The sequence below is a fragment of the Nitrospirota bacterium genome (assembly GCA_016214385.1).
GTDB lineage: Bacteria > Nitrospirota > Thermodesulfovibrionia > UBA6902 > JACROP01 > JACROP01.
Window position 1 is genome coordinate 1 of sequence record JACROP010000086.1, and the last position, 16609, is coordinate 16609.

Sequence of the window (16609 nt, forward strand, 5' to 3'; positions counted from 1 at the left end):
AACTATTACCCAGGCAGTATCTGCAATAAAAGAAAAAGTGGCAAGGCATATCTTTGCGGCATGTACTCACCCTGTCCTTTCAGGCCCAGCTATAGATCGAATTAACTCTTCTGATTTAAAAGAAGTCATTGTAACCAATACAATCCCTTTAAATAGCAAAAAAGAAAAATGCAAGAAACTTACAGTCCTTTCTGTAGCTTCTCTTTTAGGAGAGGCAATACAGCGGATACACGAAGAATCGTCAGTAAGTTCGCTTATTGTATGAATAAACACAACGGAGGTTGGTAAATGGAGAAAATTATATTAATAGCAGAAAAAAGAGAAGGTGCGGGCAAAGGTATTGCAAGGAGCCTGAGGAGGCAGGGAATGCTGCCGGCTGTTCTTTACGGTGGTGGCAGTGCGACTTCCATAAAACTCCAGAAGAAAGATGTATCTAAATTAATAAACTCCGGGGCTGGAGAACACGCCTTGATAACGCTGCAACTGAAAGATAAAGATACCACAACAGACCATTGGGCTATTATTAAAGATTACGAGGCCGACCCTGTTGTTAGTGAGCTGCTTCACGTAGACTTTATGGAGGTGTCCCTCGATAAAAAGATTCAAGTGACTGTGCCTGTGATTTTAACAGCAGAGCCTATGGGGATAAAAAAGGGAGGTATTCTTCAGCACCATCTGAGGGATGTAGGGGTTGAGTGCCTTCCAACCCAGATACCTGAATCTATAGAAATAGACGCATCTTCTATTGACATAGGTGGCTCTATTCATGTCAGTGATTTGGCTGTCAGAGAGGGGATAAAGATTCTTGTAGAGCCCGATGAAGTTGTGCTCACAGTGACCGCACCTGTAGTAGAAGAGGTTGTAGCCCCGGTCCCGACGGGTGTCGGGATAGAGGAGATCAAGGAGCCTGAGCTTATAAAGAAGGCTAAGAAGGAAGAAGAAATAAAAGAGGAGAAATAATTCTTTTTGTGGGCAATTGTAGGCCTTGGAAACCCTGGGAGAAAATACTCCCGAACTCGCCATAACATTGGTTTTATGGTCATCGAGGCCCTTGCCTCAAAATACAGGATACCTCTAAAAGGCAGGGCAGAAAACTATATCTATGGTAAAGGCTCTATCGAGGATGTAGAGGCTATCCTCATTGAGCCTGTTACATTTATGAACAAGAGTGGTATTGCAGTAAAGGCTCTCCTCAAAACCTATGGCCTCGCAGAAAAAAACCTCATAATAATCCATGATGATATTGATATGGAGCCAGGCAGGCTTAGAGTCAGGGCAAAGGGCTCCTCAGGAGGTCACAGGGGAGTCCAGTCCATTATCGATATAATTGGTACAAAAAATTTTATCCGTCTTAAAATAGGTATAGGAAGGTCCTCAGAAATACCCCCTGAAGAATTTGTCCTTGAACCATTCAAAGCCGAAGAAAAGGAGATTATTAAAGAATCCATAGAAAGGGTTGTGGATGCAATTACATTTATCCTTACCCATGGCATAGATGCAGCGATGAATAAGCTTAATTAAGACTTTATAAGACTTACAGCAGGGTTCAAGTGGAAATTTAAAATGCAAAAATCAAAAATCAAAATTAAGGAATTCCTCCCAAAAACAGAGATAGAAATTCCTTAAAATTCCCTCTCCCTCGATGGGAGAGGGTGAGGGTGAGGGATTTGGGTCCTTAACTTTGCATTTTGATTTTATAAAATTAAGTGGTAGAATTTTTAAGAAAAATGATTTAAAATTAAATTTAGATGTTAATTTTATTTGTTTTTTTATTGATATTGATGGTGCCATCTGTGGCTTATGCCTGGGGGCCGCTGACCCATTTTTACTTAGGGCATCAGGTCCTGGCACTGGGAGCATCTGTTGTCCCGTTAGGAATATACAATCTTATAAAAAAGTTTAAGAATGATTTCCTGTACGGCAATATCAGTGCTGACATAATAGTTGGTAAGAGGTTTCAGGCTTTTGAAAAAAGTTCGCATAACTGGAATGTCGGCAGGAAACTCCTTAAAGCAGCCAGGACTGAACAGCACAAATCGTTTGCTTATGGTTACCTTACTCATCTTGCTGCTGACACTGTTGCCCACAATTACTACATCCCCAAATTCTTTACAATAACAAATCTCACGCATCCAATTCTGGAAGTCAAGGCGGATAGTATTATTGATAAAGAATACCGCTACATGGTTAAAAATATGGACAAACTCGTTCAGCTCAGGAACGATGTTTTTCTCGAAAAATTTCTTGAGAGGTTATTCCTTTCTTTTAAGACCAATAAGAAAATCTTTAAGGGTGTTTTGCTGCTGTCAAGATTTTCCCATACAATTCCTGTTACTAATTTTGTAGATAAAAGACTTCCTGATGGGGTGACAGATGAGGAAATCCTTGATTTTCAGAGCAAGTCTCTTGTTATGATGTTTGAGCTTTTGAGGGACGGCGAGATCTCAAGCGTGTTTAAAAAAGACCCCATGGGGAGGGCGCATAAAACCCTTCAATAAGCCGGCGTAACATTTATAAAGGCATTTACAACTTCCGGGTCAAACTGTATCCCTGAATATCTTTTGATTTCTTCTATTGCCGCTTCCATGGAGCGTCTTTTTCTATATGACCTGTCTGATACCATGGCATGGTATGTATCTGCGACTGCTATTATCCTTGCACCAATGGGGATTTCGCTACCTTTGAGTCCTTCAGGGTAGCCTGAGCCGTCAAACCATTCATGGTGATAATAGATTATGGGAATGATCTCTGAAAATGACTTAATCGGCGATAATATGTGCTTTGCCCAGACAGGGTGCATTTGAAAGTCTTTCCTCTCCTTTGTGGTAAGGCGCCCGGGCTTATTCAGAGTTTCCTCTTTCATGCCTATTTTACCAATGTCATGGAGGATGCCAGCCTGGTAAATTAAATTAATGTCTTTCTCAGGAAGCTCCATTTCAATAGCTATTAGCTTTGCGTATCGGGTTACCTCTTCTGAATGGCCGTGTGTATATTTGTCCCTTGCCTCGAGGGCATGCGCAAAGCTTATAACAGTCTCTTTGAAAGTGTTCTCAAGATTCTGGTAAAGTTGGACATTTTTTATTATGCTTGCTGATGTATTGGCCACAACCTGACATAACCTCACATCATTTTTACTGAAAGATGTTGTTGGACTTGCAGCCCTGAGGACCAGTGTCCCCATTATTTCTTCCTTAATGGTTATCGGGAGCACCATTATGGAGTGAAAATTAAGTGCGTTGAGCTTTTCCCTCACACCCTCCATAATAGGGTCTTCCCTGATGTTATTTATTATTACAACACTTTTTGTTTCGATAGCCCTCTTTATCTCTGGATATTTTCCCAATGATAATACGAGGTTTTTTATGGAGGGGTCTTCCTGGCTTGCAATGACAACGAGTTTGTCTGAACCAGATTCTACAAGGGCAATAGAACACCTTGCTACGGCAATTATCTCTGATATTTTTTTCACTGTGAGAAAAAGGACATCGTCCAGATCCAGGGTTGATGATATTGTTTTTGATATATCGATAATAGCTGAAAGGTCTTTTTTATCACGCTCGAGCTGAAGGTACATTGAACGTGCTTTTAAGTGGTAGTTGATCCTTGTCTCAAGTTCAAGTTCTGTATATGGTTCATATATGAAGTCTGCAACGAGGTTGCCGAGATAGGATTTTATTTTCTCCTCTTCGCCCTTTGTGGCTATTAAGATACAGCGTACATCGTCATATCCACTTGTGGATTGTAATAAGTTCAGAATTTCCGACTTTGTTTTTTCGAGGCAATAAGTATCTGTTAAAATTATTGACGGAGGGTCCAGGGGAAGAGTCTTTATACTGTCATCCTCAGTCTTTCCAAGAGAAACAGCAAACCCTTTTGATAACAGGAAATTAATTAAGGCCTTTCTCGGCTTTTTTTCTGACTCAAGAACAAATATGCTATGAGTAAAAATCTTTTCCATGAGAGATTTTGTAAAATCGTAAAAAATTTTTGTAAAATTGTAAAATAATACTACGAAAATAAAATATTGTCAAAATAAATTACAATCCCTGTAGTGTAAAGAAACTTTACAGTCGGGAGCAGGTCGTTGCGACTCGTAACTGAGTTTGCAACTCAGTTAGACTAAAAGAAATTAAACCACGAAGGACACGAAGAACACGAAGTGAAAAAGGAAAGCATAAAGGGATTTGTCTTGTAAAATCTTCGTACCCTTCGTGCTCTTCGTGGTATAAATAAATAACAGTCTTATGCGGGAGTCCCGAAGCTTCGGGACTCCTTATTTTTTTTGTTTACAGCTTGAACTCGAAGAGTCGATCGAGTCTTCGACCTGACTATTCAATAATAACACTGGCTTGACTATTATCAAACTAAGGGTTTCCCGATAAAGTCGGGACAAAATTGAACCCCCAATTTAAAGATTTAAGTAAAGGCTTGCCTTGAGTGAAATCGAAAGAATGGTTTGGATAATAAAGATGACAACCCCCACAAACGTTTTGCTACTTACAAAGTCAATTCTGTGTTGAATTTTTGCCTGGATTTTGCTAATTTAACGCTTGTTATGGCGGGTAACTGTGGAGGATAGAAAGGTAAAGGCAGCTATTGAGGCTCTTCTGTTTATTTCAGGTGAGCCGTTGACTGCGGAGATGTTGAAAAATATCCTGGAAATCGGAGAGCGGGATATTGAGAGATTGATGGCAGAACTAATCAGTGAATATCAGGGCAGAGCTTCAGGCATCCTCATTGCAGAGGTTGCCCAGGGTTATCAGATGGTTACAAGCCCTGAATATGCAGAATGGGTCAGGAAACTGCTGAGTACAGCAGTATCGTGGCGACTTTCGCAGCCAGCCCTCGAGACCCTTGCGATTATTGCTTACAAACAGCCGGTCATAAAGGCTGAAATAGAGTCAATCAGAGGAGTGAATTCCGATGGGGTTTTAAAAACCCTCCTTGAAAGAGGGCTTATAAAGATTCTCGGGAAAAAGGAGGTCCCTGGAAGGCCGCTTATGTATGGCACGTCAAAAGAGTTTCTCCAGTATTTTGGCCTTAAGGACCTTTCTGAACTGCCAACTCTCAAAGATTTTGAGGAGGTAGAGGGAGCAGCATCTTAGTGTCAGTCCCGATTTTCGGGATTCTCAAATTTTAAAAAAGCGAGGGGTGTTTGATGTTCAAAGGTATTTTAATTTTTTTATCTTTTTCTTTAATCTTTGTAGCTGAAGGCTTTGCTGAAAGTTATAGAATTAAAAAAGGCGACACACTTTACAGCATTTCCAAAAAATATAAGCTATCAATAGAGGAAATTAAAGAGGTCAACGGCCTTGAGGATGATAGCCTCAGGGCAGGGGAGTTTATAACAATTCCTGTCCCAGAGGGATCTCCGACAAGAGACCCCAAATTTGTCGAGGAGGTTAATGCATCAAATCAGGGATCTGTCGAGGCGGAGGAAACCTCGGGGACAGAACACAGAGCACAGACTTCAGCACTATTAAGGACTGTTTATATTGTAAAAAAGGAGGATACCCTCAGCAGGATTGCCAGAGATAACGGCCTTACTGTGAGGGAATTAAAAAGACTTAACGACCTCAAAAGTAGTGCTGTCAAACTAGGCCAGAGATTAAACCTTTACGTTAAAGATGATGCAGCACCAAGTACTGAGATGCACGTTTCGAAAGTTAAATCCAAGAGAAAGATTGAAATTGATGAAGCCGAATTAGAGAACCTTGACGAAAAAGAAAGGGTGGTGCTTTTTGCAAAGAAATTTCTGAATATCCCGTACAGGTTTGGCGGGACAACACTTATGGGCATTGACTGCTCGGCTTATGTCCAGAAGGTTTATAATTTCTTCAATATCCCGCTTCCGAGGACAGCGAGGGAGCAGTTTAACGTAGGAGATGGTGTTGATAAGGATGACCTTACAATCGGTGACCTTGTATTTTTCAAAACCTATGCCACATTCCCGTCTCACGTCGGCATTTATATAGGTAATGATCTTTTTATTCATGCCTCCAGAAGGGCCAGGAAGGTCAAGATAAGCAATCTCAATCATCCATATTATGTAAAAAGATTTATCGGAGCAAAGAGGATTTTTGAACCAGAAGAGGGCAAAGACAATCTTAATCAGCCCTCATAGAGGACTCTCCCCATATCAGTAATATCATAGCCTCCGAGGCTCACGACGAGGTTTCTGAATTCTTCATCATTTCTTATTATTTCAAGGAGGCTCTGAAGCATTGGGGTATCGTAGAATTCTTTTGCAATGCATAGGTCGTAACGCTCTTTTGCAACCGGGATAAAATCAAGGCCGAGGGCCTTTGCAGAAGCTAAGATGGCAAGCCCTGTATCTGCAACGCCACTCTGCACAGCAGAGGCTACACCTATATGTGTGTATTCTTCTTTCTCATAGCCTTTAATTTTTCCGGGGCTTATGCCGAGTTCCTTTAAGTGTTTATCTGTCAGAAGCCTTGTACCGGACCCTGATTGCCGGTTAATAAAAGTCACATCATCCCCTGTTAAATCTTCAAACCCTCTAATGTTTTTAGGGTTGCCTTTCAGGACAACAAGACCCTGCTCCCTGTAGACGAGGTTTACCAGAATGACCCCCTTTTCAGGCAGGAGACTCTTAATAAAAGGCACATTATATTTACCTGTTTCCTCATCGAGGAGATGTGTCCCCGCAAGATGGGCCTCTCCACGCTTAACAGCCATGAGCCCTCCCATTGAGCCAACATTCGCTGAAGAAAGGGAATATTTCGGATATCTCTTTTTCAGAAAATTTGCAAGCAGGTCAATGGTATTGTCATGACTGCCTATACAGACAATCGTGTTTATTATTGCATTTTTTGGTCTTATGAGTTCTACGTCTACTTCAGTGCCAGCACCTATGCCTTCTGACATGGCAGGAATCCTTACAAAGCCATCTGCCCTCACAAGGCTCATAAGGATTCCTGCACCGCGGCTCACAGGTATTGCTATTGTGTTTTCTCCTACCTTTCCCACTTTGACCCTTAAAAATTCTTCCTGCCCTAAGGGAGATGCTACCTGTCTGCATAATTTTGCTTTGAGCCTTTCAGGCTCTTCGATTTCCAAACCCTGCCATAAATATACAAGGGGTTTAACAAAAATATCGAAAGTTATGTAGGCTGAAACAGGGTATCCTGGTATGCCGAGCACAGGCTTGTCCTTTACCCATCCAAGAATTACAGGTTTCCCAGGCCTGATGTTTACTCCATGAATTATAACCTCTCCAAGTTGCCCTATTGCAGAGGAAGTGAAATCATGAGAGCCAGCAGAGGCGCCAGCATTTACAACCACAACGTCTCCTGCATTTATGGCCTCAAGGATTGCTTTTTTTAACGCATCGAGATTATCAGGGACTATTCTGAATCTCACAGGTTCTCCGCCCCATTCGACTACAAGTCCCGCAAGAACCCTGGAATTATATTCAATGATATTTCCTTTTTTCAGTTCACTTTTAGGCTCAACAATTTCTGAGCCTGTAGGGATAATGACAACCTTTGGCCGCCTTCTTACTTTCACTTCTGTAATACCACCTGCGAGTATGGCTCCAATATCTACCGGCCTTATCCTGTGGCTTTCGGGGATTATAAGCTCGGTGGCAACAATGTCCTCGCCAATAGCTCTTACATGCTGCCATGGGGTTACGGGCTCAATGATCTCAATATACTCAAGAGACGAGAGACGAGAGACGAGTGACGAGTTATTATATTTACTTGTCTCTTGTCCCTCGTCTCTCGTCTCTTTCACTATATTCACATCCTCTATCATTATTATTGCATTGAATCCATCGGGTACCGGATCGCCTGTATTAACATAAACTGCCTGTTCACCGAGCTTCAGTCTCATGGGATTTTTCTCTGATGCGCCGAAGGTGTCTATGAATTTGACTGCATAGCCGTCCATTGCTGATGAATGATAGAAGGGCGAGGAAAGTCTTGCGAACACAGGCTCGGCAGTGACCCGCCCCAGGGAGTCAGCCGCATTGATTATTTCAGCATTTAGGGGTTTTCCCTTACCTTCGGAATTAAGTTTGTTGAGCCATTTGTCAATGGCCTCCTGAAGTGGGGTATTTTCAAGATAAATCTCGCGCTTCAATGAAACCTCCTCCTCGCTTATCGCTGGATTCGGGATATAGGGTTTGGCAACAGCTTCATTATAATATAACATTAGTGTCCGCTAAAGGCTAAAAAACTATTGATAATACATAATTTTTATTGCTCATGTTTAATAAGACTTTTTAAAGTCATTCCTGCCCCGTGTCGTCATTCCTGCGAAAGCAGGAATCCATGCACGGGGTAAACTTCAGCAGGAATCCAGACGCCGTCCCCCATTGTAGGGGCAACCCTATGTGGTTGCCCTCATGTGGGTGGCCACACAGGGCCGCCCCTACATTACACAGGAAATCCTGGATTCCCGTTTACACGGGAATGACAACTTAAAAAATTACTAATTTTTTTATCGGACACTATTGATAATATAATTAATTATATATAACCCAAATCCAGTCCTGCTTATCGCTGGATTTAAGTATAATACAACTTATGAGCAGGCGCCTGATTAATAAAGTCCAATCCCTCCTTTCTCTTGAGAAGGGCACGGTCTATAAAGACCCCGGAGGCAAGGTAAATATTTGTCTTATTTATCCCAATACCTATTATGTTGGGATGTCCAATCTCGGCTTTCAGGGCATTTATGGAATAATGAATAAAAGACAGGATGTGCTGTGTGAAAGGGCCTTTTTGCCTGATGAAGAAGATATGGGAGAATATATAAGGACAGGTACAGAGCTTTTCAGCCTTGAATCCCGGAGATCGCTGAGTAAATTCGATATCCTTGCCTTTTCAGTATCCTTTGAAAACGACTACCCAAATGTCCTTAAAATCTTAAGCCTTGCCAGAATACCTCTTTATGCTAAGGCAAGGAACAAGACACATCCCCTTGTTATTTCTGGCGGGATATGTGCATTTTTTAACCCCGAGCCCCTTGCTCCTTTTATGGATATGGTCTTTGTTGGTGAGGGTGAGGAGATGCTTATGGAGTTCATTGACTATTTCAGGGAAGGCCATGACAGGGAAGGGCTACTGAAAGGTGCGGGAAAAATCGGGGGCATTTATGTGCCACGCTTTTATGATGTTTATTACAAGGACGATAGAACAATAAAAGAGAGAAAGGCTTTTGATGGGGCGCCTGAAATCATAAAGAAAAGGTGGGAGAAAAACATAGGGGGAGGGATTAAGACATATGTTTTAAGCCCTGATACAGAATTCAGCAATATGTATCTGCTTGAAGCACAGAGGGGCTGCCCCTGGTCATGCAGATTTTGTGTCACAGGGTTTGTCTATAAACCAGTGCGTAGCAAAGATATAGCCCTTCTAAGGGCAGAGGTTGAGGAAGCGACTGCGGTTACAAACCGTATCGGTCTTATAGGTCCCTCACTTACGGATTATCGGGATATAAAGGAGGTATTAAATATCACGGGTGTTGATTTTTCAATTACATCCCTCAGGGCAAGCAGGGGAAGTGGTGAACTCGTTAAACTTTTAAGGGGCCACAAGAGTGTGTCAATTGCCCCTGAAGCTGGGACCGAACGATTGAGAAAGGTTATAAATAAAAAAATTACAGAGGAAGATATCCTTGAAACCGCATGTGCAATCCTCGGTTCCGGCATAGAGACCTTAAGACTTTATTTCATGCTCGGTCTACCAACGGAAACAATGGAGGATATAGAGGGTATCTCTACCATTGTAAAAAAGATAAGGCAGATAAACAAACGCGGAAAAATTAACCTCAGTGTGAGTTCTTTTGTGCCAAAACCCTTTACGCCATTTCAGTGGCTTCCAATGGAGGAGGTTAAATCTTTAAAGGAGAAATTTAAAATACTCAGGCTCATGCTGAGGGAGATACAAGGTGTAAGCGTATTCCACGATGTGCCAAAATGGGCAGAGATGCAGGGCTTTCTCTCAAGGGGAGACAGGAGGACTGCCCCTGTTCTTGAGGCTATTTCTAAGGGTGAGGACTGGAAAAAAGCAGCCGGGACAGCGGGTATAGATATAAATTTTTATGTTTACAGACAGGTGCCTTTTGATGAGATTTTGCCCTGGGATTTTATTGATGTAGGGATTAAAAAAGAGACACTCGTGGCGGAATGCAAAAGTGCCTTATCCCCTCGGAATCGAGTCGCAACGACTTGATTAAATAATCACCAAAAAGGTATATTATCGAAATCTTTAAAGACTTATGGAGGTGAAATATGTTTTTGGATATTGCCTATGCAATGGGTGGAGCGCCAAAGGAAGGTGGGGGAGGCATCGAGACTATGTTTTCTTCCTTTCTGCCTCTGATACTAATTTTTGCTATATTCTACTTTCTCCTTATAAGACCTCAGGCAAAGAAGGCAAAGGAGCACAAGCAGATGCTGGAGAATCTTAAAAAAGGGGATAAGGTAATAACCTCTGGAGGCATATACGGTGTTATAGAAGCCATTGAGGCTAACACAGTAACCCTCAAGATAGCTGAAAATGTAAAGATAAAAATAGGCCGCAACGGCATTGCAGGTTTAAGAAGCGGTGAGGAATAGTCTTTTGGCCCCTACCATAGAGGTCCTTAAAAATGATGCGAGGGCCAGGCTCTATATAGAAGGCGCTGATAAATACCTTGAGACCATTGGTTATACAGAGCATGGTTTCAGGCATGCTGCAAAAGTAGCTGATACAGCTTACTATATACTGAAGGAATTGGGATACCCTGAAGGGGATGCCCAGTTAGTTGCAATGTCAGGCTATCTTCATGATATAGGCAATATCCTCGGGCGTGGAAATCACGACCAGCTGAGCGCTATTCTGAGCAAAGAAATCCTTGAAAAACTCGGTATGGACATGGGTGATACAATAAAGGTTATGAGTGCAATTGGCATCCATGAGAATGAAGATGGAGAAATCCCCGGCCCAATAGCAGCAGCACTTCTTATTGCTGATAAGGCTGATGTCCACAGGAGCAGGGTAAGAAGCCCTGCTATGGTTAGCTCGGATATTCACGACAGGGTTAACTATGCTGCTACAGAGTCTGTGCTTACTGTAGACCCTGAGGCTAAGACCATTACGCTGACGCTTGCAATAGATACAAAAATCTCACAGGTCATAGAGTATTTTGAGATATTTCTCTCGAGGATGAGTATTTGCAGGAAGGCTGCGAGGGCGCTTGCCTGTGAGTTCCAGCTTTACATAAATAATACGAGAATGGCATAAAAAGAGTTAAAAGTTAAGAGTTAAAAGTTAAAAGTTATGGCGAATAAAAAGAAGTTTTTAACTTCTCACTTTTAACTTTCAACTTTTAACTTATCTTTTGGAGGTTAGGTGAAGAAGAATGTTCGCTGGCGTTTTATCCTGATAGGAATAACAGCTCTTCTTTCGATAATTTTCTTTTTGCCTTCAACACCTGTGTTTCAGAGTATGCCGGAGTGGTGGAAAAAGAATATGCCGAACAAGGGCATAACCCTCGGCCTTGACCTTCAGGGAGGGCTCCATCTCGTCTTTGAGGTTGAAGGGGAAAAGGCTGTGGATGTTACCGCAGAGAGGATTGCAGCAAGCCTGAAAGAGATACTTGAGAAAAAAGGGCTTAAGGCAGAGGTAAAGAAGGACGCATTGGGCATTACAATCTCCCCTGCTAATAATGAGATAAAGAAAGCAGTTGAAGATAATTATCCAATCCTCACGCTAATTGATAGCGGAGGAGGCAGGTTTCTTTACAGGCTTTCAGATAAAGAAATCAACAGGATCAAGGACTCTTCAGCAGACCAGGCCCTTGAGACAATCCGAAACAGAATAGACCAGTTTGGTGTTTCTGAGCCCACAATTCACAGGCAAAGCACAAATGAGATAGTAGTTCAACTGCCTGGAGTTAAAGAGCCAAAAAGGGCTATCGAGGTAATAGGTAAGACCGCTCTTCTGGAGTTCAAACTCCTCGACGATGAAAACCCTATAGCAGCCCAGCTTCCTGCTTCTGTGCTTCCGGGAGATGAGGAGAAATTGATTAGAGAGTTTGGCCCGAAGATCCCGATAGAGGATGAGATCCTTTTTGAAAGGGTTGTTAACAAAGAAACAGGTAGAGTCACAAAGAGGGTTTATCTTGTAAAGAAACAAACCCTTATGACAGGCGACCTTTTGACAGAAGCGAGGGTAAATATCGATACGAGGTTTAATGAGCCTTATGTCTCGATTTCTTTTAATCCTGCCGGAGCTAAACTCTTTGAACAGATTACAGCAGCAAACATTAAGAAACGCCTTGCCATAATCCTTGATGGAAATGTCTATTCAGCTCCTGTAATACAGGACAGGATTTCCGGGGGTAATGCACAGATAACAGGCACCTTCAGCATGGATGAGGCTAAGGACCTTGCCATAGTGCTCAGGGCAGGAGCGCTTCCAGCACCCATGAAAATACTCCAGAACGTGACAGTAGGCCCCTCCCTCGGAAGAGACTCTATAGATGCAGGGGTAAAGGCGGGTATTATTGGAGCAATCCTTGTAATAGCATTTATGATTTTTTACTATAAGCTATCGGGACTCATTGCAGATTTTGCCCTTGTTCTTAATATCCTTCTTCTCCTCGGGGCAATGGCTTCGCTCAATGCAACCCTCACAATGCCAGGCATAGCAGGTGTAATCCTCGCAATAGGCATGGCTGTTGATTCCAATGTCCTTATGTTTGAAAGAATGAGGGAGGAGATAAGGGCAGGCAAGACCCCGCGAGCTGCAGTTGATTCAGGTTATGATAAGGCATTCCTGACAATTGTTGACTCCCATGTCACAACCCTCATTACTGCTGCTGTTCTTTTTCAGTTTGGCACTGGCCCTATAAAAGGTTTTGCTGTAACTTTAGGGCTTGGTGTTGCTATAAATCTCTTTACAGCCCTTATCGGCACAAAGACTGTATTCGACCTTATAAATTCCAGAAGAGAGGTAAAAAAGCTTAGCATATGATAGAGCTCATTAGAAATACAAAAATAGATTTTATGGGCAAACGGTTTTATGCCTTTGGGCTTACCGGAGTAATTTCAATCCTCGGACTTATTGCTGTTATTCAGGTGGCAAGGGGAACGGCAAATTTAGGGATTGACTTTGCCGGAGGCACAGCAGTACAGGTGAAGTTTGAAAAAAATGTGCCTTTACATGATATAAGGATCGCCCTCGATGAAGGAGGTCTGAGCGACTTTGACCTCCAGGATTTACCTACGGAAAATAAGATACTCATCAGGGTGAAGAAGGGTGAAGAGACACTCGGCGGTTTCTCTGAGAAAATAATCTCAATACTCTCACAGAGGTTTTTGAATAATAAACCTGTAGTAGATTCCACCACTGAGATAGGGCCAAAGGTCGGTGCAAAGTTAAGAAAAGATGCACTGCTCGCCACAATAGTTGCTATTATAGGCATCCTTATATATGTCGGGTGGAGATTCCAGTTCAGGTTTGGTGTTGGTGCAACCATTGCGACTTTTCACGATGTCCTTGCTGTGCTCGGATTATTCTATATCATGGGCAGGGAGATTAATCTCATCCTCGTCTCAGCCCTTCTCACGATTGCCGGTTATTCCCTCACAGATACAGTGGTTGTATTTGACAGGATAAGAGAAAACCTGAAGCTGAGGCAAAGGGAAAGCGTTGAAGTAGTTATGAATAGCAGTATTAATGAGGTCTTATCGAGGACAATAATAACCTCTACAACCGTCCTCCTCACATCAATAGCATTGTTTTTCTTTGGTGGCGAGGTACTACATGACTTCTCACTCGCCATGATAATGGGGGTTATTATTGGGACATATTCTTCCATATTTGTTGCAAGCCCCATTGTGCTTATATGGGGGAAAAGGCCCTTTGCAAAGAAATAAAAAGACCGTGGTGTGTAATGCAAAAAGAAAATTCCTTTGAACCACAGAGGCACTGAGATTATTTAAAAATATTTTTCCCTCTGTGTCTCAGTGGTCATCTTTCTTCTTTACTCGTTACGGTATGAACTAATCTTAAATTTATGCATAGACGATGGTTTGTAAACAGGACAAATCAGGATTTTTTAGATTACCTCTCACGTAAAATATCAATATCCACAGCTTTTTCACAGATTCTTGTAAATAGAGGGATTAAAGATGCACGGTCGATTGGAAGTTTTCTTTCTCCTTCACTCGAAGCCCAGCATGACCCCTTTCTTATGCCTGATATGGTTAAAGCTGTTGAGCGGATAAAACAGGCATCGTCAAAAGGGGAGATAGTGCTTGTGTATGGCGATTACGATGCTGATGGTCTTACATCAACAGCTATAATGGTGTCAGCCCTGAAGATGCTCGGTTTAAAGCCGTATTACTACATTCCTAATAGAATTACCGAGGGTTATGGACTGAGCAGGGAGGGCTTACTGAAGGCAAAATCCCTTAGTGTAAATCTTATAATAACTGTCGATTGCGGCATAAGTTCACATGGCGAGGTTCAGATGGCAGCAGATTATGGGATGGATGTCATTATTACCGACCATCATGAGCCTCCTGAAAAACTCCCTGATGCTTTTGCGATTTTAAATCCGCGCAGGCAGGATTCAGAATATCCATTTAAAGACCTTGCAGGAGTCGGCGTTGCTTATAAGTTAGTACAGGGGCTGTATAAGTCTTATAAATCCTATATGACCTATACTTCTTCACTGCTGGATTTAGTGGCTATTGGAACCATCGGGGATTCTGTGCCACTTGTGGGAGAAAACAGGATCTTTGTGACCTATGGACTCAAAGCAATTAATGACAGCCCGAAGCCATGGGCAGAAGCTATCAAAGAAACTGCCGGCATTAAGGGAAAAGAAATAAAGTCAACTTCTGTTTCTTTTACAATTGTCCCGAGGATTAATGCTGTTGGCAGGCTTGGCAGTGCAACAGATGTTGTAAAATTTTTTCTTGCTGAGGACAAAGAAAATGCAGCGAAGATGGCTTCTTTCCTTGAAGGGCAGAACAGGACAAGGCAGAAATACGAAGAAGAAGTAGCTCAGCAGGCTTTTGATATGGTAAAGAGCCAGGAAATGGACAGGGCAATTGTCCTCGCAGTGCCAGGTTGGCACATAGGGGTTCTTGGGATTGTCGCCTCACGGCTTGCCGATGCCTTTTACAGGCCTGCTTTTGTTCTTTCCATAAATGATTCTATTGCGAAAGGTTCTGCAAGAAGCATTCCGCCATTTCATATTTTTAATGGTCTGTCAGAATGCGCTGAACTTTTCCTCGGCTTTGGCGGACACAGCCAGGCTGCTGGCCTTAAACTCCGGACCGAAAATCTCGATGCATTTAAAAAGCGCATAAATTCTGTAATTGAAGCTGCCCTTACTGAGGGAGACATGATACCGAGACTTGAGATTGATGCAGGGGTAGAACTTTTTGAAATTAACTTCAATCTTGTCAATGAGCTAAGCAGACTTGAGCCCTTCGGCGATTCCAATCAGGAGCCAGTTCTTGGTGCCAGAAACCTTGAGATTTTAGAGCCGAGGATTGTTGGAGAAAATCACCTTAAAATGAGGCTGAGACAAAAAGCAATAAGTTTCGATACCATTGGTTTTGATATGGGCAATCTTTTAGAAGTAATCAATACCGCTAACACTGTTGATGCCGCTTTTACTCCATGCATTAATGAGTGGAATGGTGGCAGGTATCTGCAGCTTAATCTCAAAGCCCTCAGACCAGGCATGTCTTCATAAGTCCCGCCGTTGGCGGGATGGTTATTGGTTATTTCAATCTTTCTGGATTCCTACAAATTTAACATTCCCTTAATATCCCTGTAACAATACTCTGTTATCTTACGAATAACCAAAAGTAAATATAATGTATTATCGTATGGATTTGGAATTATTAAGGATATACAAAATTTTTTCCAGGCTAAACAGATAACCTGTAAAGTTTTCCACAACCTACTGTCACGATACTTTACACTGTCGTGATACTTTACAGAAAAATAGACCTTTTCACAGGCATTTTTAGATGAAAGTCCAAAATTTTTAGACAAAAGTTCAAAATTTTTGAACAATAACAAAAACGTTGGTGTCAAAAAAATAACATCTTGACATAAAAATTTTTTCCTGTTAAATAGTTGAGTAAAAAGATTTTTTGTATAAAATTTTTGGTTTTGAATAAGATTTTTGGCTCTGCTTAATTCTTAGAGAATTTGGTGCGTATCTCAGGAAAAATTTATACAAAAACCCAAAATCTTTAGACGAATGTTATAGCATTCAAAGATGCGGAAGGCTAAGCTTTTATGTATAGCCGTAACACTATAATAAAGCGGATAGAAAGGAGGTGGAAATGATGAGGAAAGCCATAATTTTAGTTTTGCTTGCGGGCATGCTTATTTTTGCAACCAATGCTTTTGCATTAAACGCAGGCGATCCATTTAGCTTTTACAATGTAAAGAACCCTATCGTCGGAAACACATGGACACACACTTTGACAAATGCAGACTTCCTTCCAGCGCTCAGCGGCAGCGAGCCACTCATTATTAAATCTGCTGTTCTCGCAATAGCTTTTACTTTTACACCTGCGATGCAACTGCCTGGATTTTATCTGGCAGTATTGACTCCATCC

Annotated in this window: 15 protein-coding genes; 13 read left to right on the forward strand and 2 right to left on the reverse strand. The window is 41.9% G+C overall.

The annotated features are described in order from the left end of the window. The 4 genes from HZC12_05390 to HZC12_05405 all read left to right on the forward strand — a co-directional run. Window positions 1–265: phosphoribosylpyrophosphate synthetase (locus HZC12_05390; GenBank protein ID MBI5026156.1), on the forward strand; the 265-nt coding region annotated here is incomplete at its 5' end. Window positions 266–288: 23 nt separating this feature from the next. Continuing rightward, window positions 289–960, forward strand: a complete 672-nt coding sequence (locus HZC12_05395; GenBank protein MBI5026157.1) for a 50S ribosomal protein L25 — start codon at window positions 289–291, stop codon at window positions 958–960. 6 nt (window positions 961–966) lie between these two features. Further along, a complete protein-coding gene (locus tag HZC12_05400) occupies window positions 967–1521 on the forward strand; it encodes an aminoacyl-tRNA hydrolase (GenBank protein ID MBI5026158.1) in 555 nt (184 codons plus the stop codon). 227 nt (window positions 1522–1748) lie between these two features. Beyond that, a complete protein-coding gene (locus HZC12_05405; GenBank protein MBI5026159.1) occupies window positions 1749–2498 on the forward strand; it encodes a zinc dependent phospholipase C family protein in 750 nt (249 codons plus the stop codon). On the opposite strand, the gene HZC12_05410 is transcribed toward HZC12_05405, so the two are convergent. Beyond that, window positions 2492–3958: an HD domain-containing protein gene (locus HZC12_05410; protein ID MBI5026160.1), complete on the reverse strand. Its 1467-nt coding sequence runs from the start codon at window positions 3956–3958 to the stop codon at window positions 2492–2494. The genes HZC12_05405 and HZC12_05410 overlap by 7 nt on opposite strands. 592 nt (window positions 3959–4550) lie before the next feature. Between HZC12_05410 and scpB the strand changes: the two genes are divergently transcribed. After that, on the forward strand, window positions 4551–5105 hold the full coding sequence (gene scpB, locus HZC12_05415; GenBank protein ID MBI5026161.1) for an SMC-Scp complex subunit ScpB: 555 nt from the start codon (window positions 4551–4553) through the stop codon (window positions 5103–5105). 53 nt (window positions 5106–5158) lie between these two features. Then, a complete protein-coding gene (locus HZC12_05420; GenBank protein ID MBI5026162.1) occupies window positions 5159–6124 on the forward strand; it encodes a C40 family peptidase in 966 nt (321 codons plus the stop codon). On the opposite strand, the gene HZC12_05425 is transcribed toward HZC12_05420, so the two are convergent. Beyond that, a complete protein-coding gene (locus HZC12_05425) occupies window positions 6112–8178 on the reverse strand; it encodes a molybdopterin biosynthesis protein (protein MBI5026163.1) in 2067 nt (688 codons plus the stop codon). The two genes, HZC12_05420 and HZC12_05425, sit on opposite strands and share 13 nt — an antisense overlap. A 374-nt stretch (window positions 8179–8552) precedes the next feature. Here HZC12_05425 and HZC12_05430 point away from each other — a divergent pair, with 374 nt between their 5' ends. The 7 genes from HZC12_05430 to HZC12_05460 form a co-directional block, all read left to right on the forward strand. Beyond that, complete coding sequence (locus HZC12_05430) at window positions 8553–10202, forward strand: radical SAM protein (GenBank protein ID MBI5026164.1); 1650 nt, start codon at window positions 8553–8555, stop codon at window positions 10200–10202. Between the two features lie 59 nt (window positions 10203–10261). Continuing rightward, the gene (yajC, locus tag HZC12_05435; protein MBI5026165.1) at window positions 10262–10588 is read left to right on the forward strand and encodes a preprotein translocase subunit YajC; all 327 of its coding nucleotides are present in this window, start codon (window positions 10262–10264) and stop codon (window positions 10586–10588) included. 16 nt (window positions 10589–10604) lie between these two features. After that, window positions 10605–11255 carry an HD domain-containing protein gene (locus HZC12_05440; protein MBI5026166.1) on the forward strand — a complete coding sequence of 217 codons (651 nt, stop codon included), beginning with the start codon at window positions 10605–10607 and terminating at the stop codon, window positions 11253–11255. Window positions 11256–11363: 108 nt separating this feature from the next. Beyond that, window positions 11364–12989: a protein translocase subunit SecD gene (gene secD, locus HZC12_05445; protein ID MBI5026167.1), complete on the forward strand. Its 1626-nt coding sequence runs from the start codon at window positions 11364–11366 to the stop codon at window positions 12987–12989. Further along, window positions 12986–13894, forward strand: coding sequence for a protein translocase subunit SecF (gene secF / locus HZC12_05450; GenBank protein MBI5026168.1), 909 nt, complete (start codon window positions 12986–12988; stop codon window positions 13892–13894). Before secD ends, secF begins: the two co-directional genes overlap by 4 nt. Window positions 13895–14034: 140 nt before the next feature. Next, entirely contained in the window at window positions 14035–15729 is a 1695-nt protein-coding gene (gene recJ / locus HZC12_05455) for a single-stranded-DNA-specific exonuclease RecJ (protein ID MBI5026169.1), read from the forward strand. A gap of 601 nt (window positions 15730–16330) precedes the next feature. Continuing rightward, the coding region (locus HZC12_05460; GenBank protein MBI5026170.1) for a hypothetical protein at window positions 16331–16609 on the forward strand (279 nt) is incomplete at its 3' end.

Bases quoted from the DNA above. Each gene is read 5' to 3' on its own strand.
- HZC12_05395 (MBI5026157.1), top strand. From the start codon at position 289: ATGGAGAAAATTATATTAATAGCAGAAAAAAGAGAAGGTGCGGGCAAA.
- HZC12_05405 (MBI5026159.1), top strand. From the start codon at position 1,749: ATGTTAATTTTATTTGTTTTTTTATTGATATTGATGGTGCCATCTGTG.
- HZC12_05410 (MBI5026160.1), bottom strand. From the start codon at position 3,958: ATGGAAAAGATTTTTACTCATAGCATATTTGTTCTTGAGTCAGAAAAA.
- HZC12_05420 (MBI5026162.1), top strand. From the start codon at position 5,159: ATGTTCAAAGGTATTTTAATTTTTTTATCTTTTTCTTTAATCTTTGTA.
- HZC12_05425 (MBI5026163.1), bottom strand. From the start codon at position 8,178: ATGTTATATTATAATGAAGCTGTTGCCAAACCCTATATCCCGAATCCA.
- HZC12_05430 (MBI5026164.1), top strand. From the start codon at position 8,553: ATGAGCAGGCGCCTGATTAATAAAGTCCAATCCCTCCTTTCTCTTGAG.
- yajC (MBI5026165.1), top strand. From the start codon at position 10,262: ATGTTTTTGGATATTGCCTATGCAATGGGTGGAGCGCCAAAGGAAGGT.
- secF (MBI5026168.1), top strand. From the start codon at position 12,986: ATGATAGAGCTCATTAGAAATACAAAAATAGATTTTATGGGCAAACGG.
- recJ (MBI5026169.1), top strand. From the start codon at position 14,035: ATGCATAGACGATGGTTTGTAAACAGGACAAATCAGGATTTTTTAGAT.